General features: G+C 72.2%; 24 protein-coding genes. 17 read left to right on the top strand and 7 right to left on the bottom strand.

The window, feature by feature from the left end; all coding sequences use genetic code 11:
• The first annotated feature begins 25 nt into the window (after nucleotides 1-25).
• The gene (locus ACSURM_RS07970; protein WP_359045395.1) at nucleotides 26-697 is read left to right on the top strand and encodes a ScbR family autoregulator-binding transcription factor; all 672 of its coding nucleotides are present in this window, start codon (nucleotides 26-28) and stop codon (nucleotides 695-697) included.
• A gap of 159 nt (nucleotides 698-856) precedes the next feature.
• On the opposite strand, the gene ACSURM_RS07965 is transcribed toward ACSURM_RS07970, so the two are convergent.
• Entirely contained in the window at nucleotides 857-1,462 is a 606-nt protein-coding gene (locus ACSURM_RS07965) for a TetR family transcriptional regulator (protein ID WP_436954265.1), read from the bottom strand.
• Nucleotides 1,463-1,894: 432 nt separating this feature from the next.
• Between ACSURM_RS07965 and ACSURM_RS07960 the strand changes: the two genes are divergently transcribed.
• Nucleotides 1,895-2,638, top strand: coding sequence for a class I SAM-dependent methyltransferase (locus tag ACSURM_RS07960; RefSeq protein WP_436954264.1), 744 nt, complete (start codon nucleotides 1,895-1,897; stop codon nucleotides 2,636-2,638).
• 144 nt (nucleotides 2,639-2,782) lie between these two features.
• Here the strand turns inward: ACSURM_RS07960 and ACSURM_RS07955 are convergent, their stop codons facing one another.
• Nucleotides 2,783-4,057 (bottom strand): glycoside hydrolase family 6 protein, encoded by a 1,275-nt coding sequence (locus tag ACSURM_RS07955; protein ID WP_436954263.1) that lies wholly within the window; start codon nucleotides 4,055-4,057, stop codon nucleotides 2,783-2,785.
• Between the two features lie 47 nt (nucleotides 4,058-4,104).
• On the bottom strand, nucleotides 4,105-5,070 hold the full coding sequence (locus tag ACSURM_RS07950) for a glycoside hydrolase family 6 protein (RefSeq protein WP_436954262.1): 966 nt from the start codon (nucleotides 5,068-5,070) through the stop codon (nucleotides 4,105-4,107).
• 362 nt (nucleotides 5,071-5,432) lie between these two features.
• Between ACSURM_RS07950 and ACSURM_RS07945 the strand changes: the two genes are divergently transcribed.
• A complete protein-coding gene (locus tag ACSURM_RS07945) occupies nucleotides 5,433-6,446 on the top strand; it encodes a LacI family DNA-binding transcriptional regulator (protein WP_436954261.1) in 1,014 nt (337 codons plus the stop codon).
• Nucleotides 6,447-6,474: 28 nt separating this feature from the next.
• Here ACSURM_RS07945 and ACSURM_RS07940 read toward each other — a convergent pair whose 3' ends face one another.
• Nucleotides 6,475-8,100, bottom strand: coding sequence for a glycoside hydrolase family 43 protein (locus ACSURM_RS07940; protein ID WP_436954260.1), 1,626 nt, complete (start codon nucleotides 8,098-8,100; stop codon nucleotides 6,475-6,477).
• Between the two features lie 283 nt (nucleotides 8,101-8,383).
• Between ACSURM_RS07940 and ACSURM_RS07935 the strand changes: the two genes are divergently transcribed.
• Entirely contained in the window at nucleotides 8,384-8,950 is a 567-nt protein-coding gene (locus ACSURM_RS07935; RefSeq protein WP_436954259.1) for a hypothetical protein, read from the top strand.
• Nucleotides 8,951-9,324: 374 nt separating this feature from the next.
• On the opposite strand, the gene ACSURM_RS07930 is transcribed toward ACSURM_RS07935, so the two are convergent.
• Nucleotides 9,325-9,549, bottom strand: coding sequence for a helix-turn-helix domain-containing protein (locus tag ACSURM_RS07930; protein ID WP_436954258.1), 225 nt, complete (start codon nucleotides 9,547-9,549; stop codon nucleotides 9,325-9,327).
• Nucleotides 9,550-9,768: 219 nt separating this feature from the next.
• On the opposite strand from ACSURM_RS07930, the gene ACSURM_RS07925 reads away from it, so the two are divergent.
• The 12 genes from ACSURM_RS07925 (at nucleotide 9,769) to ggt (ending at nucleotide 20,257) form a co-directional block, all read left to right on the top strand.
• Nucleotides 9,769-10,137 carry a chaplin gene (locus tag ACSURM_RS07925; protein WP_436954257.1) on the top strand — a complete coding sequence of 123 codons (369 nt, stop codon included), beginning with the start codon at nucleotides 9,769-9,771 and terminating at the stop codon, nucleotides 10,135-10,137.
• Nucleotides 10,134-10,580 (top strand): tail fiber domain-containing protein, encoded by a 447-nt coding sequence (locus tag ACSURM_RS07920; protein ID WP_436954256.1) that lies wholly within the window; start codon nucleotides 10,134-10,136, stop codon nucleotides 10,578-10,580. Before ACSURM_RS07925 ends, ACSURM_RS07920 begins: the two co-directional genes overlap by 4 nt.
• 420 nt (nucleotides 10,581-11,000) lie before the next feature.
• Nucleotides 11,001-11,318 (top strand): hypothetical protein, encoded by a 318-nt coding sequence (locus tag ACSURM_RS07915; RefSeq protein WP_436954255.1) that lies wholly within the window; start codon nucleotides 11,001-11,003, stop codon nucleotides 11,316-11,318.
• Nucleotides 11,319-11,570: 252 nt separating this feature from the next.
• Complete coding sequence (pcaDC, locus tag ACSURM_RS07910) at nucleotides 11,571-12,872, top strand: bifunctional 3-oxoadipate enol-lactonase/4-carboxymuconolactone decarboxylase PcaDC (protein WP_436954254.1); 1,302 nt, start codon at nucleotides 11,571-11,573, stop codon at nucleotides 12,870-12,872.
• Between the two features lie 38 nt (nucleotides 12,873-12,910).
• A complete protein-coding gene (locus tag ACSURM_RS07905) occupies nucleotides 12,911-13,546 on the top strand; it encodes an MBL fold metallo-hydrolase (protein WP_436954253.1) in 636 nt (211 codons plus the stop codon).
• Nucleotides 13,547-13,581: 35 nt separating this feature from the next.
• Nucleotides 13,582-14,361, top strand: coding sequence for an exodeoxyribonuclease III (locus ACSURM_RS07900; RefSeq protein ID WP_436954252.1), 780 nt, complete (start codon nucleotides 13,582-13,584; stop codon nucleotides 14,359-14,361).
• Nucleotides 14,362-14,376: 15 nt separating this feature from the next.
• The gene (locus tag ACSURM_RS07895; RefSeq protein WP_436954251.1) at nucleotides 14,377-14,796 is read left to right on the top strand and encodes a DUF6278 family protein; all 420 of its coding nucleotides are present in this window, start codon (nucleotides 14,377-14,379) and stop codon (nucleotides 14,794-14,796) included.
• A gap of 171 nt (nucleotides 14,797-14,967) precedes the next feature.
• Nucleotides 14,968-15,711 (top strand): amino acid ABC transporter ATP-binding protein, encoded by a 744-nt coding sequence (locus ACSURM_RS07890; RefSeq protein WP_436954250.1) that lies wholly within the window; start codon nucleotides 14,968-14,970, stop codon nucleotides 15,709-15,711.
• Nucleotides 15,712-15,728: 17 nt separating this feature from the next.
• The gene (locus tag ACSURM_RS07885) at nucleotides 15,729-16,655 is read left to right on the top strand and encodes a glutamate ABC transporter substrate-binding protein (protein WP_436954249.1); all 927 of its coding nucleotides are present in this window, start codon (nucleotides 15,729-15,731) and stop codon (nucleotides 16,653-16,655) included.
• Entirely contained in the window at nucleotides 16,652-17,296 is a 645-nt protein-coding gene (locus ACSURM_RS07880; protein ID WP_436954248.1) for an amino acid ABC transporter permease, read from the top strand. Before ACSURM_RS07885 ends, ACSURM_RS07880 begins: the two co-directional genes overlap by 4 nt.
• Nucleotides 17,293-18,171, top strand: a complete 879-nt coding sequence (locus ACSURM_RS07875) for an amino acid ABC transporter permease (protein ID WP_436954247.1) — start codon at nucleotides 17,293-17,295, stop codon at nucleotides 18,169-18,171. The genes ACSURM_RS07880 and ACSURM_RS07875 overlap by 4 nt, the downstream gene beginning before the upstream one ends.
• A 283-nt stretch (nucleotides 18,172-18,454) precedes the next feature.
• Nucleotides 18,455-20,257: a gamma-glutamyltransferase gene (gene ggt / locus ACSURM_RS07870; protein WP_436954246.1), complete on the top strand. Its 1,803-nt coding sequence runs from the start codon at nucleotides 18,455-18,457 to the stop codon at nucleotides 20,255-20,257.
• A 33-nt stretch (nucleotides 20,258-20,290) separates the two neighbouring features.
• On the opposite strand, the gene ACSURM_RS07865 is transcribed toward ggt, so the two are convergent.
• Both ACSURM_RS07865 and map read right to left on the bottom strand, forming a co-directional pair.
• Nucleotides 20,291-22,849 (bottom strand): ATP-dependent Clp protease ATP-binding subunit, encoded by a 2,559-nt coding sequence (locus ACSURM_RS07865; protein ID WP_436954245.1) that lies wholly within the window; start codon nucleotides 22,847-22,849, stop codon nucleotides 20,291-20,293.
• 184 nt (nucleotides 22,850-23,033) lie between these two features.
• A complete protein-coding gene (gene map, locus ACSURM_RS07860) occupies nucleotides 23,034-23,801 on the bottom strand; it encodes a type I methionyl aminopeptidase (protein WP_436954244.1) in 768 nt (255 codons plus the stop codon).
• Nucleotides 23,802-23,880: 79 nt separating this feature from the next.
• Between map and ACSURM_RS07855 the strand changes: the two genes are divergently transcribed.
• Entirely contained in the window at nucleotides 23,881-24,132 is a 252-nt protein-coding gene (locus tag ACSURM_RS07855; RefSeq protein WP_436954243.1) for a helix-turn-helix domain-containing protein, read from the top strand.
• The last annotated feature ends 77 nt before the right edge of the window (nucleotides 24,133-24,209 follow it).

Here is a 24,209-nt window from a genome sequence, read left to right as displayed (position 1 = left end):
GTGGCGCGGACGAGAGGACGAATACATGGCACAGCAGTTGCGCGCGATCCGAACCCGTGGCGCGATCCTGAACGCGGCGGCGGAGGTCTTCGCGCAGCACGGCTACCACGGTGCCAGCATCGCGCAGATTCTCGACAAGGCCCAGGTGACACGAGGAGCCCTGTACTTCCACTTCGCTTCCAAGGAACAGTTGGTCCAGGGCATCTTCGCCGAGCAGGTGACGGAGCAGGGGTACCCGCCGCGCACGTACAAGCTCCAGGAACTCGTCGACGAGGCCATGGCGTTGGCCTGTCGGCTGCCGCAGGAGATCATGCTGCGGGCCGGTGCCAAGCTGGCGATGGAGCCGCAGCTCCAGGAACTGACCGACGGCGGTCCCTGGGAGGCGTGGGCGCTGCGGTTCGCCTCCATGGTGCTCGCGGCCAAGGAACACGGCGAGGTCTACCCGCACGTGGTGCCCGAGGAACTGGGCCGCTTCCTGGTCAGCTCCTGGGTCGGCGCCCAGATAGTGTCGGAGGTGACCTCCGGGTGGCAGGACCTGGAAGAGCGCATCTCCTCCATCTTCGCCTACACGCTGCCCAGCGTCGCGATGCCCGCGATCTTCGCGCAGCTCGACTTCGGACCGGACCGCGGGACCCGGGTGCTCGCCGAGATGCGGGCGGCCGACGCGGCGGCGCTGGTGGCGGAACCGGCGAGCTGAACCGACGAACCGTACGGCTACGGGCTTTCGTACGGGATGAGCCGCAAGTCCCGCACGGGTGAGCCGGGGTCTCCCCGCCGGTCGCCATCGGCGTGGAGGTCCACCCGATGACGACCGGCTGTCGTCCCACCCGCCGGGCCGCGACCGGCGCCCCCTGCGTCAGGGGGATGTCGGCATGAGCGGGTCGGAGTAGGCCGGCGAGGCCAGCGCGGGGAGCAGCAGTTCCCAGGCGTCGGTCAGCCAGGTCTCCCGGTCGCGGTTCGCGGGAACCGCCTCCTGATGGAGCGCGAGGGCCAGCGCCAGGTCCACGACGGACTCCACGCCGGCGCCGGACCGCAGGCTCCCCTCCTCCCGCGCGCGCAGTACCGTCTGCCGGAGCACCGCGCGCCAGGCGAGCCGGCAGTCCATGGCCGCTCCCGAGGACGGTCCGCGCTCCCGGGCCAGCCTGAGGCCGGCCCGGGTGAGCGGGTCGGCCGCCAGCCGGTCGGCCAGTGCGCGCACCATGCCGCCCAGCGCCCGCAGGGCCGGGACCCCGGGGTCGTCCAGGGCCTTCAGCTCGGCGTGGGACCGCTCGCACGACACGTACTGCACGGCGTCCGCGAGCGCCGACTTGCTGCTGAAGTGGAACGAGAGCGCTCCCTTGCTCACCGCCGCGCGGTCGCTGATCGTCGCCAGCGTGGTGCCCTCGTAGCCGTCGCGGTCGAAGGTCTGGGCCGCTGCCAGAAGCAGGGCGTTGCGGGTCTCTTCGGCCCTCACTTGCCTCATGCGGCGGACCCGTTTCGCAGCATATCCACCGTAACTCCGTTCGATGATCACTTGGTGACGGTCAGTCGTAACAGGACGGATATCCAGCTTGCCGCCGTATCCTGGCATGCCCATGTGGCTGAGCGTCGACGGCGTGTCGGCCGTCGCGTGCCCCGCCCCTTTCGGTGAAAGCGCAGTTCACATGGGTATTCCGAATGCGTGCGGCCTTCTGGGGACTTGATTGTCCAACGACGCGACTCATCTTGTAAACCGAACCCCCGGTTTGTATTGTGGCCGAACTCTGCCCCTGGCGCGCCCATTTAGTTAGATTAGTCGGAAGTAAGGGGCCCGCTCTCTCATGGTTCGGGGGACGTTCGACGCGGGCTCGTGCCGGTGGCGAGTGGCGCCGGAAACGCGCGGACTCCGGCCGGGCGGCCGTCGTACAGTCGACGCATGCTCGATGAGGACGGGTACTTCGGGGAGTCCGTCGCCGCGTCGTACGACGAGTCGTCGGCGGAGATGTTCGATGCGCGCGTCGTGGAGCCGGCCGTCGATCTGCTGGCCGAGCTGGCCGGGGACGGCGGGCGGGCGCTGGAGTTCGGGGTCGGGACCGGGCGGATCGCCCTGCCGCTCACGGCGCGTGGTGTCGAGGTGCACGGCATCGACATGTCCCGGGCGATGGTGGACCGGCTGCGGGCCAAGCCCGGCGGGGACGGGATCGCCGTCACCATCGGGGACTTCGCGACCGCGCGGGCCGAGGGGACCTTTTCGGTCGTCTGCCTCGTCTACAACACCCTCATGAATCTGACCTCGCAGGACGCCCAGGTGGACTGCTTCCGCAACGCGGCCCGCCATCTGGAGCCCGGCGGCTGTTTCGTCGTGGAGGTGGGCGTGCCCGACCTGCGGCGGCTGCCGCCCGGGCAGAACGCCGTGCCGTTCCGGGTGGGCGAGGGGCGGCTGGGGTTCGATCTGTACGACCTGGCCGGCCAGTTCGTCAGCTCGCACCACGTGACCGTCCGCGACGGCCGCGGCGAATACCAGGCCTTCCCGTTCCGCTACGTCTGGCCGGCCGAGCTGGACCTCATGGCCCGGCTGGCCGGGATGCGGCTGCGGGCGCGGTGGGACGGGTGGAGCCGGGAGCCGTTCACCGGCGAGAGCCGGCAGCACGTGTCCGTGTGGGAGAAGGCCGCGGACTGAGGCGGCCGGTGGTCCCCTCCCGTGGCGGGATCACGGTCATGGCAGGCATGGGAAAGAGGGCAGCCCATCGGCCGGGGCGGAGCGGCGTACCCGCTCCGCCCCGGCCGGGCCCGGGGAGGCCCGGCCTCCCGGCCGGGGCTCCGCTCAGTGGTTGAACGTCAGGCGCGGTACCGCGTTGCGCGCCAGGGCGTGGGCCTGGTCGGGCCACCAGGTGCCGGCGGGCGGGTCGACGATGCCGTACTCGGGGTCGATCGTGCCGCCGGTGCCGCGCGTGCAGCTGCCGTCGGACTCGCCGGGCACCTTGATCCACAGGTAGGCGTCGACGAGAGGGACGCCGGTGTCGGCGGTGGGGCGCGGGCCGAGTCCACGGCCGGGCGCGTTGCACCAGGGTTCCGGGTCGCCGCTGTACTTGCCCGGCTCCGGTGTCCAGGCGCCCCGGCCGTTGCGGCTGGTGTCGATGACGAAGTGGCTCAGCGCGTCGGCCGGCGGCGTGCCCGCGTTCTGGTCGTACCAGGCGTCGGTCCAGCGCCAGGTGGCGGGGTCGGCGGAGGAGACGCTGTTGCCCGGGGTGCCGTCGTTGGGGGCGGCGGACGAGTAGTACTGGCTGGCGCACCAGTCGGCGTGGCCGCGAGCCCATTCGGGGCCCTCGGTGGCGAACCACACGCACTTGGCGACCCAGGTGCCGTACCGGGCGTTGTGGTCGGTGGGGTGCATGTTGGAGACGTTCAGCGAGAAGCCGTCGCCCTGGCGGACCCCGGCGTCCAGCAGCCGCTGGGCGATGTCGCCGACGGACCGCCACTGGACGTTGCCGGCGTCCAGGTAGACCGTGGTGCGCGGCCCGGCCTTCAGGGTCTTGACGGCGTAGGCGAGGTCGGCGATGCGCGCGGCCGTGAGTTCACCGGTCGGGTCGGTGGCCGGTCCGCAGTCCCGGGGGAGCAGCGCCAGGCCGTCGGGTTCCACGACGACCACCGCGTCGCGGTCGCCGATGCCGGCGGCGAAGCCGTCGATCCACTTCCGGTAGGCGGCGGAGGAGGCGGCTCCGCCGCCGGAGTACTGGGAGCAGTCCCGGCCCGGGGCGTTGTACGCGACCAGCACGGGGGTCCGGTGCGCGGCGCCGGCCCGGCGGACGAGTTTGTCCACCTTGCCCCGTACCTCTTCGGGCGTGCCCTCGGTGAACCACGAGGCCTGCGGCCAGCTGGCGAGCCTGGCCATGTTCGCGGCGTTCGCCAGGTCGCCGTCGCGCAGGTCCGCGAGGGCCTGCTCGGCGGCCTTGCCGTGCGGGTCCGCGTAGAACCGTGTGGCCGGGGTGAGTTCGCCCCGCGCTGGGGCCGCCTCCGCCCGGGTGGCGGTGAGCGCCGCGCAGGCGGCGAGCGCGGCGAGGACGGCGGCCGTCCCGCGTCTCAGGCTGCGTGCTGTCATGAACTGCTCCTGGTCGGTGGGTGGGTGGGGGAGGCGGCCGGAGCGGATCAGTAGCCGTAGATCATCTTGTAGGCGACCTCGGGGAGGAACTGCCCGGCCGAGGAACCGGCTCCGACGCCGCAGTTGCCGTCGGACTCGCCCGGGACCTTGATCCACAGGAGCATCTCCGCGCCTCCGCCCAGCCGGGTCGGGGTGCCGATGCGGCGGCCCGAGGGGTTGCACCACTGGCCGTTGGAGCCGTTGCCGTTGCGACTGGTGTCCACGACGAACGGCTTGGTGTAGCCGTAGCGGCGGCTCAGTTCGCTGTTGACGGCGTTGGCGTAGGCGGTGTTCTCGGCCGTGGTGAAGTAGTTGGAGATGTTGAGCGAGAAGCCGTGGGCCTGGCGGAGACCGGCGTCGTTGAGGCGCTGGGCCATGACCGCCGCGCTCGCCCAGCCCGGGTTCCCGGCGTCCAGGTAGACCCAGGTGTTGGGGGCCTGGCGGCTGAACTGGGTGAGGGCGCCGGTGAGCATGGACTGGCGCTCGGTGATCTGCGCCTGGGTCATGCAGCCGTAGTCCCCGAGGGAGTCCGGTTCGAGGAGTACGACGGCCGGGCGGCCGGCGATACCGCCGGCGAACTGGGAGATCCAGGTCGCGTAGGCGGACGCCGAGGAGGCCCCGCCGGCGGAGTGCCCACCGCAGTAGTCGCGGTTGTAGATGTTGTAGGCGACGAGGAGGGGCAGCTTGTCCTGGGCGTCAGCGGCCCCCGCGTACGCCCCCGTGGCGGTGCCGATGCTGCCGCTCCAGGAGCCGAACCAGCGGGCCGTCGGGGTGTTCGCGATCGCCGAGTTGATCGCGGAGGTCCGGCCGTCGCCGGGGTTGGCGGCGACCCACCGTTTCGCGCTGGAGTCGGGGTCCGTGTAGAACCCGCTGGTCATGGTGGTCGGGTCGGCCGCGTGGGCGGACGGGGCGACGGCGAGCGCCAGCGGCAGTGCCAACAGGCCTGCCACCAGGGCGCGGATTCTGCGGCGCATGGACGGTACCTCGGTTTCCTGGCAGGGCCGCGCGCACGCCCTCGTCCCGGACGTGCGACGCGCTGAGGAAGTGCGGTGGTACGACACCCTGCTGGGAGCGCTCCCATTGGAAGCGGTCCCATAGCGCCATACGGCCTACGGGGTGTGGTGGGTAATCGTGTTGCGGGCCGCCGGAGCTGTCAAGGGCCGCCGCACACAGCGCGGTTCACAGCCGTACCTGGCCTTTCACGAGACGTGCTCCAGGCTCTAGAGTCCTGGACGCGTGCCCAGGCTCCGAAGCCGGAGAACTGGAAGCGCTACCAGTCCCGTTCGGCGCTCCCGGTCCCCGGGCCGGAGCCTCCGCGGCGAAAGGCTCACGGGTGATGGCAGGTGGTGCGCCGCGTCGGCAGCCGACGCTGGACGAGGTGGCCGAACGCGCCGGTGTCTCCCGCTCCGTGGCCTCCCGCGCGCTCAACAACGCCCCGCACGTCAGCCGCGCCAAACGCGAGGCGGTCGAACGGGCCGTCCGGCAACTCGGTTACGTACCCAACCCCACCGCGCGTGCCCTGGCCACCCGGCAGACGGGAGCCGCCGCCCTGGTCATCTCGGGAGAGGACCCGTCGATCTTCGCGGATCCGTTCTTCGCCCAGGTGATCGTGGGGGCCTCGGCCGCCCTGGAGGAGGCCGACCTGCACCTGATGCTGTGCCTGGCCGCGTCCGAGCGGGGCCGCGAGCGGGTGGCGGAACTGCTGCGGGGCAAGGGCGCCGACGGCGTCATGCTGATGGCGCTGCGCGAGGGCGACCCGCTGGCCGGGCCGGCCGAACGGGCCGCGATGCCCGTCGTGTTCGGCGGCCGCCCGGTCGGCTCCACGCCCCGGTGGTACGTGGACGCCGACAACACCGGCGGGGCGCGCGAGGCGACCGAGTACCTTCTCTCCCGCGGCCGCCGTCGCGTCGCCACGATCTGCGGGCGGCTGGACACCGAGGCCGGGCGCGCCCGGTACCGCGGCTACCGGGACGCCATGCTGGGCGCCGGGGTCGCCCCCCTGCCGCCCCGGGAGGCCGACTTCACCGAGGCCGGCGGGGCCGCCGCCATGGCGGCGCTGCTGGCCGAACACGGGGACCTCGACGGGGTGTTCGCGGCCAACGACAACATGGCGGTGGGGGCGCTGCGCACGCTGCGCGAGGCGGGCCGGGCGGTCCCCGCCGATGTCGCGGTGGTCGGCTTCGACGACCTCGCCGTGGCGCGGGTCGCCGATCCGCCCCTCACCACCGTGCACCAGCCCGTCACGGCGCTCGGCCGGGAGATGGCGCGCATGCTCGTCGCGCTCGTGGGCGGGCAGGACCCCACTCCGCTGATCCTCCCCACCCGCCTGGTCGTCCGCGCGAGCGCCTGACGGCCCCTGCCCCGCTGTCGGGGGCCGGTCAGGGTGTGGACAGCTCGAACCGCGTGACGCGGACCGCGCCGCCGAGCGCTTGCGTGGCGTGGTTGAAGAGCGCGAACCGGTACCCCATGAAGAACCGCCAGTCGTTGCCCATCGTGAAGTCCGGCCCGAGGCGGGTGAAGTTGGTGCCGTCGGTGCTGTACGAGAAGGTGCCGGGGCGTGGCGCGCCGGGGCGGATGTCGGCGCTCGCGCGCAGCCAGATCCGGCTTCCGGAGACGGGCGCGCTCGCCAGTTCGGTGCCGGTGCCGGTGGTGTTCCAGTTGGTGTCCATGGTCAGTCCGCCGACCATGGCGATGCGGGTGACGCCGCCGTCGCGCTTGAGGCCGATCCACGCGGAGGAGTCGCGCAGCAGCGCGAGTCCGGCGCGGTCGCCGTCCCGCATCGCGGAGTGGTCGAGCTGGACCGTGGCCGTGGAGGTGGGGCCCTGGATGCGGTGGGTGAGGGTGTTGCGGGCCCAGTAGAGGTCGTTGGTGACGGTTGCCGTCCGCAGGGTGAGGCCGCTGCCGGTCGACCACTTGGTGTTGTCCGGGTTGTGGTTCCACTCCCATCTCGGTGAAAGGGCGGTGCTGTTGAAGGTGTCGACGCCGGTCATGGGGGTGACCGGGCGGGGCGGGGCGGGGACGGCCGGGCTGGGATAGGTGGTGCCCCAGGCGCCGTTGACCAGTTGGACGACGGGCCAGCCGTCCGAGGTCCAGGTGACGGGCGCCAGCGCGGGCATCCGGCCGCCGGGGTAGGCGTCGATGAAGGCCAGGTAGTACCAGGCGCCGTTCTGGGTCTGCACCAGCCCGCCCTGGTGCGGGACGCCGCCGCCGGGGATCGGCCCGCGCAGGTCGAGGAGGACCTGCCGCATGGTGTACGGGCCGAAGGGGCCGCTGGACGACTTCAGGATGTACTGACCGTTCGCGGGACGGGTCAGGAAGATGTAGTACTGGCCGTTGATCTTGTAGAAGCGGGAGCCCTCGAGGGTGCCGACGCTCGACGGCGTGGTGAACACCTGCTGCGTACGGACCTGGGTGCGGCCGTCGGGCGACAACTGGGCCACGTTGATGGTGGTGTTCCCGTACGCCACGTACAGGGTGTCGTCGGTGTCGACGAGCAGCCCCGCGTCGTAGTAGGCCGTCCCGATCGTCGTGAGCCGGCTCCACGGCCCCTCGGCGGCGGTGGCCGTGTAGACGTACGTCTTGGCGAAGTCGATCTGGCCGAGCCAGTAGAAGGTCCTGTTGCTCGGCCGGTAGGCGAGCGACGACGCCCAGATCCCGCGGACGTAGCCGCGGGCGCCGTTCAGGTCGTACTTGGCGCCGAAGTCCAGGCTGGGCACGGAGTGGCCGGCGATCTCCCAGTTCACCAGGTCGTACGAGCGCAGCACGGGCGCGCCCGGCGAGTAGTGCATGGTCGACGCCGAGGCGTAGAAGGCGTCACCGACGCGGATGACGTCGATGTCCGCGAAGTCCTGCCAGATCACCGGGTTGGTGTAGGTGGCGGCGGAGGCGGCGGACGCGTTGGGGGCTGCCCCGGCCAGGGGGAGGGCCGCGCCGGCGACCAGGCCGGTGGCGGCGGTCAGCGCGCGGCGCCGGGACAGTGGGTCATGCGGCCATGAGGAAACCATGGGCGGCGTACTCCTTGCGGCTCGGCCGTCGGGGGTGAGCGTTACCTGGAGGTGCCTTGCGTGGGGCGGAAGTGAGCATTCGATATGTCGAACGTCGATCGGCTCACCGGTCAACCTGGATGATCGGGGGACAGGGGACCCCCGTCAATCCCTCTCGCAGGATTCGCTGGGGGTGTCGAAACGTTCGGGCGGCTCCCGCGTGTGCCACTGCGGGCGTACGAGGACGTCCCCGAGGTACGCGCGTGCGCGCGGTGCTCGCCGGCCACGGGCGGCTGTCGCTCACGTGACCTCCGTCGACCCCGCCGCCTTCCGGAGCGGACGGCATCCGCATGATGAGCACATGGATTCAGGACTCGCGGCGGTGCTCGGCGCCGGCATCACCGGCTCCGTCGCGTCGCTGGGCGCGTTGCTCACCTACCGGCAGACGAAGGTGCAGCTCAGGAGCAACGCCAGACTGGCCCTGCGGGAACCGCGACGGAAGGTGTACCGCGACTTCCTGACCGGCAGCCGCGAAGCGGTGCAGGCCGTGCTGGACCTTGTCGACGAGGACACGGGAGAGGTCGCCGTCGGGCCGCTCGGCCTCGCCTTGGAGGAACGTTCCCCGGTTCTCATGCGCCTGCTGGCCGAAGTGGACCTGGAAGGTCCGCAGGCGGTGAGCGACGCGGCGAACGAGGTGGTCGGGAAACTTGTCGAACTTCATTCCACCGCCCTCACCGCCGACTTGTCCGGGCTGGTGGACGACGAGGGGCGACCCGCCCGCATCGGCGGCGACTTCCTGGCCGACGTCCGCACGGCGATGAAGCGATTCGTGGCGGTGGCCCGCACCGCACTCGCGACCGATGCCGATTGAGAGCGGCGGCGAGTTCGTTCGTTCGTCGGTACCTGGCCGGGGCTGGATACGATCAGCGAGCCTGAACAGTCACGGGCCCGGCCGGTAAGTACTGGCCGAACCCGGTGTCCGCGTCGCCGGTGTCCGTCGGACGCGCCATGAACTCCTGCAACCGGCCCGGGAGCCGACTCGTTGGCGCCCCGATGATGCGGGACTGCCGCAGTCGGATCTGTGTCGCCCAGGCCGGTGCCCCGGGACCGGTCGCGTCGGTGGGCGAGGGTTGTGGTTTCTCGCCTTGCTTCGCGGGGGGCGGCCCGGGGCGGTTGATCATCACCGGGCGGTGCCCTTCGCCGGCACGGTGACAGCCGTCCGGCGGGGTGCCCGGCGGAGGGTGGTTATCGGCCTTGGTGGGCGGGTGTGCCGGGGTGCCGCTGCGGGTGCTCGCCGCCCCGGGCGCGCAGGGGCACGTCCGTCTCGGTGAGGACGCGGTGGACGAACCCGTACGAACGGCCGTAGGCCTCGGCGATGGCCCGTATGGACCTGCCGGCCTCGTACTGCTCCTTCATCTCCCGCGCGAGCTTCTCACGCGCCGTACCAGTGATCTGTTGGCCTTTCCGCACGGCTCGTCTCCTTCCGTGTTCGGTTCCCCGGTTGTGATCGTCGTCTACCCCGGAATGAACGCGATGCCCCTGCCAAAGCCGGGGCCGTACCGGCACGGTCGGCGGGTCCCGGCCGTGCTGTCGGCGGGGGGGGGGCCGTCGTTAGTGGTTCGGCAAGCCGGAAAGTGGCCAGCGGCAACCGCCGGCGGGTGTCGCGGCCTGTGCGAGGAGGAGCGGAAGATGGGGATGGCAAGACGGGTACGCGCGATGCGTAAGCGGGCGGTCCTGGTGGGCTCGACGCTGGGAGCGGCGTCGGTGGCGGTGTCGGCGGCGCCGGCGCAGGCGAACATCATCGGGGTGGGCAACGCCGCGTTCGGCAACACCTGCGCCAACCACGGCGACGCGCAGGCGTCCGGCGCCACCGTCTCGGGCAGCGGCGTCCTGTCGGGCAACGCTCTCCAGTTGCCGCTGGACCTGCCGCGCAACGAGTGCGGCAACAGCGGCATGACCTGCCTGACACCGGGACAGAACATGGCGAAGAGTTTCATCCCAGGGTTCTCCGACCGGGCGTTGAAGACGGCGGTCACTCCGGTGGTCTGGGAGCGGTGAGCGGCTGGCGTCTGCGGAGTGTGCTGGCCCGGGTGCGGGCGCCCGCTGAGGTCCGCCGACGGCGTCGGCAGGGCGTGTCGGCGGCTGGGCTGGCGTCCTCGGCGGTCGGCGGGGCCGTGTACGGCGGTGAGCCGGTCAACGGCTACCGGGTACTGGAACAGGTGGTGAACCTGCCCATCAGCACCTGGCGTTACCACTGGGACCCGCCGCACGTGCGGCACCTGGGACCGATGGCGCAGGACTGGTGGCAGGCGTTCGGAGTGGGTGAGAACGACCGGACGATCTGCTGTACCGACGCCAACGGGGTGGCTCTGGTCGCCATCCAGGCCCTGCACCGGGAACTGACCGAACTGCGGGAGGAAGTCGCCGCTTTGCGGGCCCAGGTCCCGCGAAGCGACCCCGGCACGAGCGAGCCTGACGGCATCGGCACGAGCGGAGCCTGACGGCACCGGCCGGCACCGGGCAGGGTGGGCGGCGGTCACAAGGCCGTCGCCCTTTTCGGCTGCCACTGCCGGGGTGCCGGCCGGGGGAAACACGCGGGGAACCGACGTACCACCCTGGGGCCTGGCCCCGTGACGGAGTTCATCGCGCGGCACCGTGCGTGCCCTGCGAGGCGGCCAGATCCCGCACTCGGTGTGCGCACAGGTGGGTGGGGTGTGCGCACCGGCCCGTCCGGGCCATGGTGGGCGACGGGTGGTGGGCCGAGGCTGTCAGTCACCACCGCGAGCGCCACGCGGGGCCTCCCCCGGCCGGGCGGAGCACTCCCGTCTCCGCCTGTACCGCACCGGGGCTCCCGCGTGCGGGCGCGGCGAGACGCCCCCGAAGCCAACCCGGCTCCGACCAACAGGAAGAAGGCACCTCTCATGAGACACAGCCGTCGCACAGCGGTAACGGCCGCGGCCACCGTGGCCGCCATGTCGTTCCTCACCGGACAGGCACTCGCCGCCCCGGGCAACGCCACCGGCACCTTCTACTACACCGACCTGCTCGGCGGTAACCAGCAGGTCGTGAACCCCGAACTCAACACCTGCAAACTCGTGTCCGTGCTCGGCACCAGCGTGAGCAACCAGACGGACGCCACCGCGGTGCTCTACACCGACACCAGTTGCGCCCTCCTCGCCAACCCGGTGTCTCCCGGCAGCACCGTGACTTTCGTCTTCAAGTCCTACCGCTTCATCTGAAGCCCCACCCCCGGCCCGGGCGTACGCACGTCACCGCCCGGGCCGGCCCGCATGGCTCGCGGCCGCGATGACATGGACGAAAACGGTCTTCGCGGGGTCCGTCGGTACGATGCTCGGGCGTCCTGCTCGACGTACCTCGCCGTGGAGAAGTGGTACGTGAAGCCGGCCGTGGCGGACCTGCTTCCAGCAGCGGAGGCATGGGGTGGTCTCGCAGGGGGTGTGACAGATCGTGACAGATGAAGGTGTGAACCCGTGACCGAAGCCAAGATCGAGACGCTGCAATACCGCTTTGACGGGCCGGAACACCTCCCCGTCCTGATCTTGGGACCGTCCCTCGGTACCACCTGGCACATGTGGGACCGCCAGGTGCCGGAGCTGGCCAAGCAGTGGCGGGTCCTGCGGTTCGACCTGCCGGGACACGGCGGTGCCCCCGCGCACCCCGCCGGTTCCGTCGCCGACCTCGCCGGCCGGCTGCTGGCCACCCTGGACGCGCTCGGCGTGCAGCGCTTCGGCTACGCGGGCTGCGCGCTCGGCGGCGCCGTCGGCATCGAGCTGGCCCTGCGCCACCCCGAGCGGCTCGCCTCGCTCGCGCTGGTCGCGGCCTCCCCCCGGTTCGGCACCGCGGACGAGTTCCGGCAGCGCGGGGTGGTGGTCCGTACCAACGGGCTCGACCCGATCGCCCGGACCGCGCCCGACCGCTGGTTCACCGGCGGGTTCGCCGCCGCGCAGCCCGCGATCACCGAGTGGGCCGTGCAGATGGTCCGTACCACCGACCCGGGCTGCTACATCGCCGCCTGCGAGGCGCTGGCCTCCTTCGACGTACGGACCGAGCTCGGCCGGGTGGGCGTGCCGACGCTGGTGCTGGTCGGCTCCGACGACCAGGTCACCGGCCCGGCGGAGGCCCGTACGCTGGTCGCCGGCATCCCCGACGCCCGGCTCGCGGTCGTGCCCGGCGCCTCCCACCTGGTGCCGGTCGAGCAGCCCGCCGCCGTCACCGACCTGCTCGTCCACCACTTCTCCACCGCCTGGCAGCAGCCCTTCGACACCGGGCAGACCGCCCTGCCGGCCGCCGTCGCGCCCGCCGTCCCGGCGCCCGCCCCGGTCGTGCCGGCCCAGGCCGCGCCGGTCGCCGAGATCGCCCCGGCCGCCGTACCCGCCCAGAGCGACGGGCCGCCCGACCGGTACGAGACCGGGCTGAAGATCCGCCGCGAGGTGCTCGGCGACGCGCACGTGGACCGGACGCTGGCGGACTCCGACGAGTTCTCCGGGGACTTCCAGGACTTCGTCACCCGCTACGCCTGGGGCGAGATCTGGGACCGGCCCGGCCTGGACCGCCGTACCCGCAGCTGCGTCACGCTGAGCGCGCTGGTCGCCGGCGGCCACCTGGAGGAGCTGGCCGCCCACACCCGGGCGGCGCTGCGGAGCGGACTGACCCCGGCCGAGATCGCCGAGGTGCTGCTGCAGACCGCCGTCTACTGCGGGGTGCCGGCCGCGAACAGCGCGTTCCGGGTCGCCCAGCGGGTCATCCGCGAGGAGACCACGCCCGCCGAGTAGTGCCGCGCGCGGCGGGCGCGGGCGTGAAGATGGGAGACATGAAGCTCACGAAGAAGTCCCACGCCTGCGTCCGCCTCGACAAGGAGGGCCGGACGCTCGTCATCGACCCGGGCGCCTTCTCCGAGGAGGACGCGGCGCTCGGCGCGGACGCCATCCTGATCACGCACGAGCACCCGGACCACTTCGACGAGTTCCGGCTGCGGGCCGCCATGGAGGACAACCCCGCCGCCGAGATCTGGACGCTCGGGTCCGTCGCCGAGCGGATCACGGCCGCCTTCCCGGGCCGGGTGCACACCGTCGGCCACGGCGACACCTTCACCGCCGCCGGCTTCGACGTCCAGGTGCACGGCGAGCTGCACGCGGTGATCCACCCCGACCTGCCCCGCGTCACCAACGTCGGCTACCTGATCGACGGCGGCGCGGTCTTCCACCCCGGCGACGCCCTCACCGTCCCCGACCAGCCGGTGGAGACGCTGCTGGTGCCGGTGATGGCCCCCTGGAACAAGATCTCCGAGGTGATCGACTACGTTCGCGAGGTCGCCCCGCGACGCGCCTACGACGTCCACGACGCCCTGCTCACCGACCTGGCCCTGCCGATCTACGACGGTCACCTCGGCCGGCTGGGCGGCACCGACCACCAGCGGCTGGCGCCCGGGTCGGCGGCGGAGGTCTGAGCCCGTTGTCACAGGCTCCGGGTAGGTTGTGAGGCATGCGCATCGCCACCTGGAACGTGAACTCGATCACCGCTCGCCTGCCCCGGCTGCTGGCCTGGCTGGAGAGCAGCGGCACCGACGTGCTCTGCCTCCAGGAGGCCAAGATCGCCGCGGAGCAGTTCCCGTTCGACCAGCTCCGCGAGCTGGGCTACGAATCGGCGGTCCACGCGACCGGCCGGTGGAACGGCGTGGCGGTGCTCTCCCGCGTCGGCCTCGAGGATGTGGTCAAGGGCCTGCCCGGCGACCCCGGCTACGACGGCGTGACCGAGCCGCGCGCCATCTCGGCGACCTGCGGCCCGGTCCGCGTCTGGTCGGTGTACGTGCCCAACGGCCGCGAGGTGGAGCACCCGCACTACGCCTACAAGCTCCAGTGGTTCGAGGCCCTGAAGGCGGCCGTGTACGGCGACGCGCGCGGCAGCCGCCCGTTCGCGGTCCTGGGCGACTACAACGTGGCGCCGACCGATGACGACGTCTACGACGTGACGGCGTTCGAGGGCTCCACCCACGTCACCGCCGCCGAACGCGCCGCGCTCGCCGCCCTGCGCGAGACGGGCCTGGACGACATCGTGCCGCGCCCGCTGAAGTACGACCGGCCGTTCACGTACTGGGACTACCGCCAGCTGTGCTTCCCGAAGAACCGCGGCATGCGCATCGACCTGGTCTACGGCAACGAGCCGTTCGCCCAGGCCGTCAAGGACGCCTACGTCGACCGCGAGGAGCGCAAGGGCAAGGGCGCCTCCGACCACGCGCCGGTGGTGGTCGACCTGGACGTGTGATGCCACGCTGGGGGCATGCGTCTTCCGTTCCTGGGCCCCCGGCACGACAAGAACGGTGAGCCGGCGCCGCCCGCCGATCCCGAGGCGGTCGCCGCGCTGCTGTCCGAGTGCGATCTGCTGCGCTCGCAGGCGGCCCGGGCCGGTGTCCGCCTCGACGACACCCCGGCCTCCCTGGAGGCCCTGGACCAGATGGACCCGCGCTGGCGCGACGACCCCGAGACGCTGCCCTGGCTGGGCCATGACGCCGGGCTGTACCTGGGCACGGTCGTGGTGCGCACGGTGCCCGGCGCCGCCTGGCGGATCCGCTCCGACGGCGAACCCGTCGTACGGCTCGCCTCCGGCCGGACGGTGGAGGTGGTGCCGGCCGGGCAGGAGTGGGCCGCGAGCGGGGCCCCCGAGCTGTCCCAGCTGTACGCCGAGATCGCCGAGGACTGATCCCGCCCCGGCCCCCGGCCCCCGGACCCCGGCCGCCCGCCGGTGAACCCTGGGCCGCCCGCTGACGTAAATACGGCTAATGCCCTGAAGGTGCGTGTCGTCCCTCCGCCGCACCGTCGCCTGGATAGGTTGCGGCAACCACGACACAGCCGAGAGCGAGTGGGGCTGCGGATGGCCGTCGATCCGTTGATCGAACTGCGCAACGTCAACAAGTACTACGGGGAGCTGCATGTCCTGAGGGACATCGACCTCACGGTCGGCAAGGGGGAGGTGGTCGTGGTCATCGGCCCGTCCGGCTCGGGCAAGTCGACGCTGTGCAGGACGATCAACCGGCTGGAGACCATCGAGTCCGGCACCATCACCCTCGACGGCCGGCCGCTGCCCGCGGAGGGCAGGGCCCTCGCCCGGCTGCGCGCCGAGGTCGGCATGGTCTTCCAGTCCTTCAACCTCTTCGCGCACAGGACCGTCCTGCAGAACGTCTCCCTCGCCCAGGTCAAGGTGCGCGGGCGGAGCCAGCAGGAGGCCGACCGGCGCTCCCGCGAACTCCTGGACCGGGTCGGCCTGCTGAGTCAGGCCGGCAAGTACCCCGCCCAGCTCTCCGGCGGCCAGCAGCAGCGCGTCGCCATCGCCCGCGCGCTCGCCATGGAACCCAAGGCGATGCTCTTCGACGAGCCCACCTCCGCCCTCGACCCCGAGATGATCAACGAGGTGCTGGAGGTCATGCGGCAGCTCGCCCGGGAGGGCATGACCATGGTCGTCGTCACCCACGAGATGGGCTTCGCCCGCGCCTCCGCCAACCGGGTCGTCTTCATGGCCGACGGGCGGATCGTGGAGGACCGCAGCCCGGACGAGTTCTTCACCAATCCGCGCAGCGACCGCGCCAAGGACTTCCTCTCCAAGATCCTCAAGCACTGACCGGGGGACCGCGACCCATGTGCCGTACCACCCGTGCGCCCCGCGCCCTGTGCGCGCTGCTCGTGCTGCTGGCCGCCGCCTGCGGCAAGGAGGGCAGCCCGCCCGGCAAGGGACCGGCCGCCGGGAAACTCCCGCACTACCAGGTGGCCCGGGACGTCCGCCTGCCCGCCTCCCGGACCTGGACCCGGGCCAAGCGGCGCGGCCACTTCGTCGTCGGCGTCAAGGAGGACCAGCCCTACCTCGGCGAGAAGGACCCGGCCACCGGCACCTACTCCGGCTTCGACATCGAGATCGCCAAAATGATGTCCGCCTCGCTCGGCCTGGCGCCCAGGAGCATCCGGTTCCGCACCATCGCCTCCGCCAACCGCGAGACCGCCCTGCAGAACGGCCAGATCGACTACTACGTGGGCACCTACACCATCAACCCCAACCGCAAGAAACTCGTGGGCTTCGCCGGCCCCTACTACATGGCCGGCCAGTCGCTGCTGGTCCGCAAGGACGAGGACACCATCCACGGACCCGGGGACCTCGCCGGCGAACGCGTCTGCTCGGCGGCCGGTTCCACGCCGTACCAGCGCATCAGGGCCGACTACCCGAAAGCGGTCCTGGTCGGCTACGACACCTACTCCGTCTGCGTGGACAACCTCCTCACCTACCAGGTCGACGCGGTCACCACCGACGACGCCATCCTCATCGGCTACGCGGCCAAGGCCCCGGACGAACTCCGGGTCGCCGGCAAGCCGTTCTCCAAGGAGCCCTACGGGATCGGCGTCCCGCGCGGCGACGACGCCCTGCGGTTCGCCCTCGACGACGCCCTGGCGGCCCGCGAGAAGAACGGCGACTGGAAGAAGGCGTACGACGCCACGCTCGGCCTGTCCGGCGTGCCCGCACCCCACCCGCCCGCCATCGACCGCTACCCGGCGGGCCGAGCGAGGACGTCATGAACGTACTGACAGACAACTTCTCGGCCTACGGCGCCGGTTTCCTCGGCACCCTCGAACTGACCGTCTACGCCTCCCTGCTGGCCCTCGCCCTGGGCTTCGTGATGGCGTCCTTCCGGGTCGCGCCGGTCGGCTCCCTGCGGGTCTTCGGCACCGCGTGGGTCACCGTCCTGCGCAACACCCCGCTCACCCTGCTGTTCTTCGCGGTGCTGCTCGGCCTGCCCCGGTTCGGACTCGTCCTGCCCTTCCAGGTGTTCGCGGTCCTCGCCCTCGGCTGCTACACCTCCGCCTTCATCTGCGAGGCGCTGCGCTCCGGCATCAACACCGTGCCCCGGGGACAGGGCGAGGCGGCCCGCAGCCTCGGCATGACCTTCGGGCAGACCCTGTCCCTGGTCGTGCTGCCCCAGGCGTTCCGGTCCGTGATCCCGCCCGTCGGCTCCACCCTCATCGCGCTCGCCAAGAACTCCGCGATCGCGGGCGCCTTCAGCGTGACCGAGCTGCTCGGCACGTACAAGACGCTCAACGAACTCGGCTACAACATCATCTGGACGTTCGTCTGGATCGCCGTCGGCTATCTGATCGTCACGCTCGCCATCAGCACCCTGTTCCACGCGCTGGAGCGCAGGTGGGGAGTCGCCCGATGACCGCCGCCCCCGCGCTCTACGACGTCCCGGGCCCACGCACCCGGCGGCGGCACGCGCTCTACGGCACCCTGTCCACCGTCGTCCTCCTCGCGCTGCTCGCCTGGATCCTGTACCTGCTGTTCCACACCGGCCAGTTCACCGCCACCAAGTGGACGCCGTTCGAGTACCAGGGCATCCAGCGGCTGTTGCTGCGCGGACTCGGCAACACCCTGAAGGCGTTCGCGATCGCGGCCGTCCTCTCCCTGGCACTCGGCGGGGTGCTGGCCTGCGGCCGGCTGTCGGACCACCGGCCGGTGCGCGTGCTCGCCACGCTCGTCGTGGAGTTCTTCCGGGCCATGCCCGTGCTGGTGATGATCTTCTTCATCTTCGTGGCGCTGAAGGTGCAGCCGCTGCCCGCGCTGGTCGCCGGGCTCACCCTCTACAACGGCTCGGTGCTCGCCGAGGTCTTCCGCTCCGGTGTGCACGCCGTCGAACGCGGCCAGGGGGAGGCCGCGTTCGCGCTCGGCATGCGCAAGACGCAGGTCATGGCGCACGTCCTCGTGCCGCAGGCGGTGCGCGCCATGCTGCCCGCCATCATCAGCCAGTTGGTGGTCGCGCTGAAGGACACCTCCCTCGGCTTCCTCATCACCTACGAGGAGTTTCTCCATGCCGGGAAACTCATCGCCTCCAACCTCGACTACGATTTGCCGTTCATCCCCGTAGTGATGGTGATCTCGCCGATCTACATCGGGATGTGCATGCTGCTCTCGTGGTTCGCCGGCTGGGTGTCCCGCCGTGAGCAGCGCAGCCCCAAGACCGAGGCGGTGGCTCAGGCCCCGGCCGGTCCTGGGGCGCTGCTGCCCGGTGGGGAGCCCCCCATGGCCCCGAAACCCTGAGGGGGGCGGCAGTTCAACGGGCCAGGCTCGTCCGGCGGCAGCCGGAGATCACTGCTCGCGGAGCGGGACGGACACCTGTGACGGGTCGTCCCCGCAGCGGGGAGAAGGTCAGCTGCGCGCCGGACGGGTTGTGCTCGGCGGTGTGACATCCGCCACCGGCGCGACCACGCCCGTGCCGTACGCGTGTTCGAGCCCCGGCATGGTGGGGCGGGGCGCCGCGGCGTACTGTCGGTACAGCACCGTTCTGGTTACGCTGCGCGGACTGTCCCGACGGGAGGTACGCATGGGTCGCCCAGACAAGCGGAAACTGGCGGTTCTGGCGGTCTCGGCCGCCATGGTGTCGGTGGGGGCGGCGGCGCCGCCCGCCGCGCCGGCGAGCGAGACGGCCACCAAGACCCCCGTGGCCGTCGGTTACGGCGGAGCGGTCGCCAGCGTCGACGCGGACGCCTCCGCCGCCGGCATCGAGATCCTCCGGCGCGGCGGCAACGCGGTGGACGCGGCCGTCGCCACGGCCGCCGCGCTCGGCGTCACCGAGCCCTACTCCTCCGGCATCGGCGGGGGCGGCTACTTCGTCCACTACGACGCGAAGACCCGCACGGTCCACACCATCGACGGCCGCGAGACCGCGCCGCTCGCCGCGGACTCCGGCCTGTTCCTGGAGAACGGCAAACCGATACCGTTCGCCGACGCCGTCAGCAGCGGGCTGAGCGTCGGCACCCCGGGCACCCCCGCCACCTGGCAGAAGGCCCTTCAGGAGTGGGGCAGCGAAAAGCTGCGCACCGTGCTGGAACCGGCCGAGCGAATAGCCCGCGACGGCTTCACGGTGGACGACACCTTCCGGGCGCAGACCGCGGCCAACGAGACCCGGTTCCGCTACTTCCCGGACACCGTGAAGCTGTTCCTGCCGGGCGGCCGGCTCCCCGTCGTCGGCTCCACCCTGAAGAACCCCGAACTGGCCCGTACCTACGAGCAGCTGGGCCGCGAGGGCACGGCCGCCGTCTACCGCGGGGACATAGGCGACGACATCGTCGAGGCCGTCGAACGCCCGCCCGTGGACCCCGCCTCCGGCTGGAAGGCCCGCCCCGGCAAGCTCGCCGAGAAGGACTTCGCGGTCTACCGTGCCAAGCTCCAGGCCCCGACCAGGACCTCCTACCGCGGCCTGGACGTCTACTCCATCGCCCCGTCCTCCTCCGGCGGCACCACCGTCGGCGAGGCCCTCAACATCCTGGAGCGGACCGACCTGTCGAAGGCGGACCAGGTCCGCTACCTGCACCGCCTCATCGAGGCGAGCCGCGTCGCCTTCGCCGACCGCGGGCGCTGGGTCGGCGACCCCGCCTTCGAGGACGTACCGACCCGGGGGCTGCTGTCCCAGCGGTACGCCGACTCGCGCGCCTGCCTCATCAAGGACGACGCCGTCCTCACCAGCCCGCTCGCCCCGGGCGACCCGCGCCGTCCCGCACCCTGCGGCAAGGGCGGCACCGCGGCCCCGACGACGTACGAGGGCGAGAACACCACCCATCTGACCGTGGCCGACAAGTGGGGCAACGTCGTCGCCTACACGCTCACCATCGAGCAGACCGGCGGCAGCGGCATCACCGTCCCCGGCCGGGGCTTCCTGCTCAACAACGAGCTGACCGACTTCTCCTTCGCCCCCGCCAACCCGGCCGTCCACGACCCCAACCTGCCCGGCCCGGGCAAGCGCCCGCGCTCCTCGGTCGCCCCGACGATCGTGCTGGACCGGCAGGGCAGGCCCGTCGTGGCGGTCGGCTCCCCCGGCGGCGCCACCATCATCAGCACCGTGCTGCAGACCCTGACCGGGTTCCTCGACCGCCGTCTGCCGCTGGTCGACGCCATCGCCGCACCGCGCGCCAGCCAGCGCAACACGGCGCGGACCGAGCTGGAGCCGGGCCTGTACGACAGCGAGCTGAGGCGCCGTCTGGAGGCCGTCGGGCACGCTTTCAGCGCCACCCCCGAGATCGGCGCCGCCACCGGCGTGCAGCGCCTGCCGGACGGCAGGTGGCTGGCTGCCGCCGAGAAGGTACGGCGCGGCGGCGGCTCGGCGATGGTGGTGCGCCCGGCGCGGTAGGGCTCCGGCGGCTCCGGCCGCCGAAGCCGTGCGTCACGACTCCGATGCGGGCGGCCGGGTCCGCGTGTCCGACGCGGGCGGGGCCGTCTGATCGGTGCGGAAGTCCAGCCGCCCGTCCCTGACGTCCACCGTGACCCGGCCGCCCTCGGAGACCGTGCCGTTGAGCAGCAGCCGGGACAGCTGGTTGTCCACCTCGCGCTGGATGGTGCGGCGCAGCGGCCGGGCGCCGTACTCGGGCTGGTAGCCGCGTTCGGCCAGCCAGTCCACGGCCGCGCGCGTGAACTCCACCGACACGCCCTGCCCCTCCAGCAGCCGCCGGGTGCTCTCCAGCAGCAGATCGGTGATCCGCCGCAGCTGGTCGCCCGTGAGCTGCCGGAAGACCACGATCTCGTCGATCCGGTTGAGGAACTCGGGCCGGAAGTGCTCCCGCAGCGGCCGCAGGATGCGTTCGCGCCGCGCCTCCTCGTCGGCCTCCGAGCCGGCCGGCCCGAACCCGATCCCGGCCCCGCGCCGGGTGATCGCCTCGGAGCCCAGGTTGCTGGTCATGACGATGACCGTGTTGCTGAAGTCCACCGTCCGGCCCTGCGAGTCGGTGAGCCGGCCGTCGTCCAGCACCTGGAGCAGGATGTTGAAGACGTCCGGGTGCGCCTTCTCCACCTCGTCCAGCAGGAGCAGCGAGTACGGGTGCCGGCGCACCACCTCGGTGAGCTGACCGGCCTCCTCGTGGCCGACGTAGCCGGGCGGCGCGCCCACCAGCCGGGAGACGGTGTGCCGCTCCTGGTACTCGCTCATGTCCAGCCGGACCATCCGGTCCTCGCTGCCGAACAGGGCCTCCGCCAGCGCCCGGGCCAGCTCGGTCTTGCCGACGCCGGTCGGGCCGAGGAAGAGGAAGCTGCCGATCGGCCGGTCGGGGCTGGCGAGCCCGGCGCGGGAGCGCAGCACCGCCTCGGAGACCACGGCGACCGCCTCCTCCTGGCCGACCACCCGCTGGTGCAGGTGCTCCTCCAGGCCGAGCAGCCGCTCCTTCTCCTCCTCGGTCAGCCGGCTCACCGGGATGCCGGTCTGCCGGGACACCACCTCGGCGACGGCCTCCGCCGTCACCTCCAGCTGCCCCTCGTCGGCCTTCCCGTCCTCGCTGGCCGCCGCGATCCGCTGCTTCAGCTCGGTGATCCGGTCGCGCAACTGCTTGGCCTGCTCGTAGTCCTCGTCGGCGACCGCCTGGTCCTTGTCCCGGGCCAGCTGGTCCACCTCGCGCTCCATGGCGCGCACGTCCGTGCCCTTCGTGCCGGCGCCGAGCCGGACCCGGGCGCCGGCCTGGTCGATCAGGTCGATCGCCTTGTCGGGCAGCCGCCGGTCGGTGAGGTAGCGGTCCGACAGCTCCACCGCGGCCACCAGCGCCTCGTCGGTGTAGCGGACCTGGTGGTGGGCCTCGTACCGGTCGCGCAGCCCGCGCAGGATGCCGATCGTGTCCTCCACCGTCGGCTCCGGCACCAGGATCGGCTGGAACCGGCGGGCCAGCGCCGCGTCCTTCTCGATCCGGCGGTACTCCTCCAGCGTGGTCGCGCCCACGATGTGCAGCTCGCCCCGGGCGAGGGCGGGCTTGAGGATGTTCCCGGCGTCCATCCCGCCGCCGTCGCCGCCGCCCCCGGCGCCGACGACGGTGTGCAGCTCGTCGATGAAGACGATCAGCCGGCCGGAGTGGGCGCGGATCTCCTCCACGATGTTGTTCAGGCGCTCCTCGAAGTCGCCCCGGTAGCGGGTGCCGGCCACCACCCCGGTCAGGTCCAGGGCGACCACCCGGCGCCCGGCCAGCACGTCCGGCACGTCCCCGTCGGCGATGCGCTCCGCGAGCCCCTCGACGATCGCCGTCTTGCCGACGCCCGCGTCGCCGATCAGCACCGGGTTGTTCTTGCCGCGCCGGGACAGCACCTCGATGGTCTGCTCGATCTCGGTGTCCCGGCCGATCACCGGGTCGACCCGGCCCTGCCGGGCCAGCTCGGTCAGATCGCGGCCGTACTTGTCCAGGGTGGGCGTGTCGGTGGGCCGCTGCCGCTCCGGGCGGGGCGGCGCGCTCTCCGGGGCCTCCGGCGGCATGGAGCGCGGCTGGAACCGGGCAGCGTGCAGGATGTGCCCGGCCGCCGAGTCCGGGTTCGAGGCCAGCGCGCTGAGCACGTGCTCCGGGCCGATGTACCCGGCGCCGCTGGCCCGGGCCATGTCGTGCGCGTCCAGCAGGGCCCGCTTGACGGCCGGGGTCAGGGACAGCGACGTCGGCGGCGGGGACTCGCCCGGCGGGTGCTGGGCCGGACCCGCCCGGTCGTCGATCTCCGAGGCGAGCGAGTCCGGGTCCGCGCCCGCCCGGCTCAGCAGGCTCCGGGTGGGCTCCGACGACACGGCCGCCCGCAGCAGGTGCTGGGTGTCCAGGTCCCGGCTGCCGTGCTCGGCGGCGTACTGGGCGGCTCCTCTGACCAGCTCCCGGGCCGGCTGGCTGAGCAGGCGGCCGATGTCGATGTGGCGGGGCGCCCCGCCGGCGGATCCGCCGAAGAAGCGGGCCAGGAAGTCACCGAACGGGTCAGGAGGGTAGCCGTTGGTCATGGCGTTGCGTTTCCTTCGCTGACGACTGGCTCCGCCGGGTAACCGGGTGGGCGGCGCTCATGCCCACGATGACACGATCCGTTTCGTCGGGCATGTCCGCCTACGGGGGGGGGTTTCCTGTGTTTCGGCGGCTGCGGGAGCGTTGTGGTCGCTCGCGCCGTTCCTCGCGCCCCTTTGGGGGCGCCTACCGTGCCGTGAGGATCCGGGGGCCCGACTCCGTGATGGCCACCGTGTGCTCGGTGTGGGCCGCGCGGGAGCCGTCGTCGGTGCGCAGGGTCCAGCCGTCGGGGGCCTCGTGGTAGCCGTCCTCGCCGCTCGCGATCAGCATGGGCTCGATGGCGAGGACCATGCCGGCCCGCAGCGGCAGGCCCCGGCCGGGGCGGCCCTCGTTCGGCACCTCGGGGTCCTCGTGCATGCGGCGGCCCACGCCATGGCCGCCGAAGCCCTGCGGGATGCCGTACCCGGCCGTGCGGCAGACCCGGCCGACGGCGTGCGCGATGTCCCCGATGCGGTTGCCCACGACGGCCGCCGCGATGCCCGCGGCCAGCGCCCGCTCGGCGGTCTCGATCAGCCGCAGGTCCGCCGGGCGGGGGCGGCCCACCACGAAGCTGATCGCCGAGTCGCCGGCCCAGCCGTCCAGCACGGCGCCGCAGTCGACGGAGAGCAGGTCGCCGTCGCGGAGCCGGTAGTCCGTCGGGATGCCGTGCACGATCGCGTCGTTCACCGAGGCGCAGATCACCGCGGGAAAGGGGGTCGGGGCGAAGGAGGGGCGGTAGCCGAGGAAGGGCGAGGTGGCGCCCGCCTCGCGCAGCACCTCCCGGGCCACCTCGTCCAGCTCCAGCAGCGTGACACCGACGCGGGCGGCCTCGCGTACGGCCGTCAGGGCGCGGCCGACGACCCGGCCGGCCGCGTGCATCGCGTCGATCGACGTTTCGGTCTTCAGTTCCACCATGCCAATTACTATACCGGTATTTTAATTGGGTGACGCCCGGCCGGGCCGGAAGAGGGGGGACCGGGGCAGAATGGGGGACATGGTGCGTACCCCTCTCACTCCCGAAGAGCGCGACCGCGGCGAGCGGCTCGGGCGGCTGCTGCGCGAGGCGCGCGGCGAGCGGAGCATGGCGGACGTCGCCGCCGCGGCGGGCGTCTCCGCCGAGACGCTCCGCAAGATCGAGACGGGACGGGCGCCCACGCCGGCGTTCTTCACCGTCGCCGCGCTCGCGGAGGCCCTCGGCCTGTCCATGGACGAACTGGTGGCGCGGTGCGCCCTGGCGCCCGTCTGAGCCGCCCGCTCACCCCCCGGTGACCGGCTCCGCCACCGGAGTGCGAAACGTGATCGACTCCGGGCTTTGACGACGAT

This window comes from Streptomyces sp. SudanB182_2057 (genome assembly GCF_964272715.1).
Lineage (GTDB): Bacteria > Actinomycetota > Actinomycetes > Streptomycetales > Streptomycetaceae > Streptomyces > Streptomyces rubradiris.
Note: the sequence above shows the minus strand (reverse complement) of the source record. Positions and strands in the feature narration are given on the sequence as shown.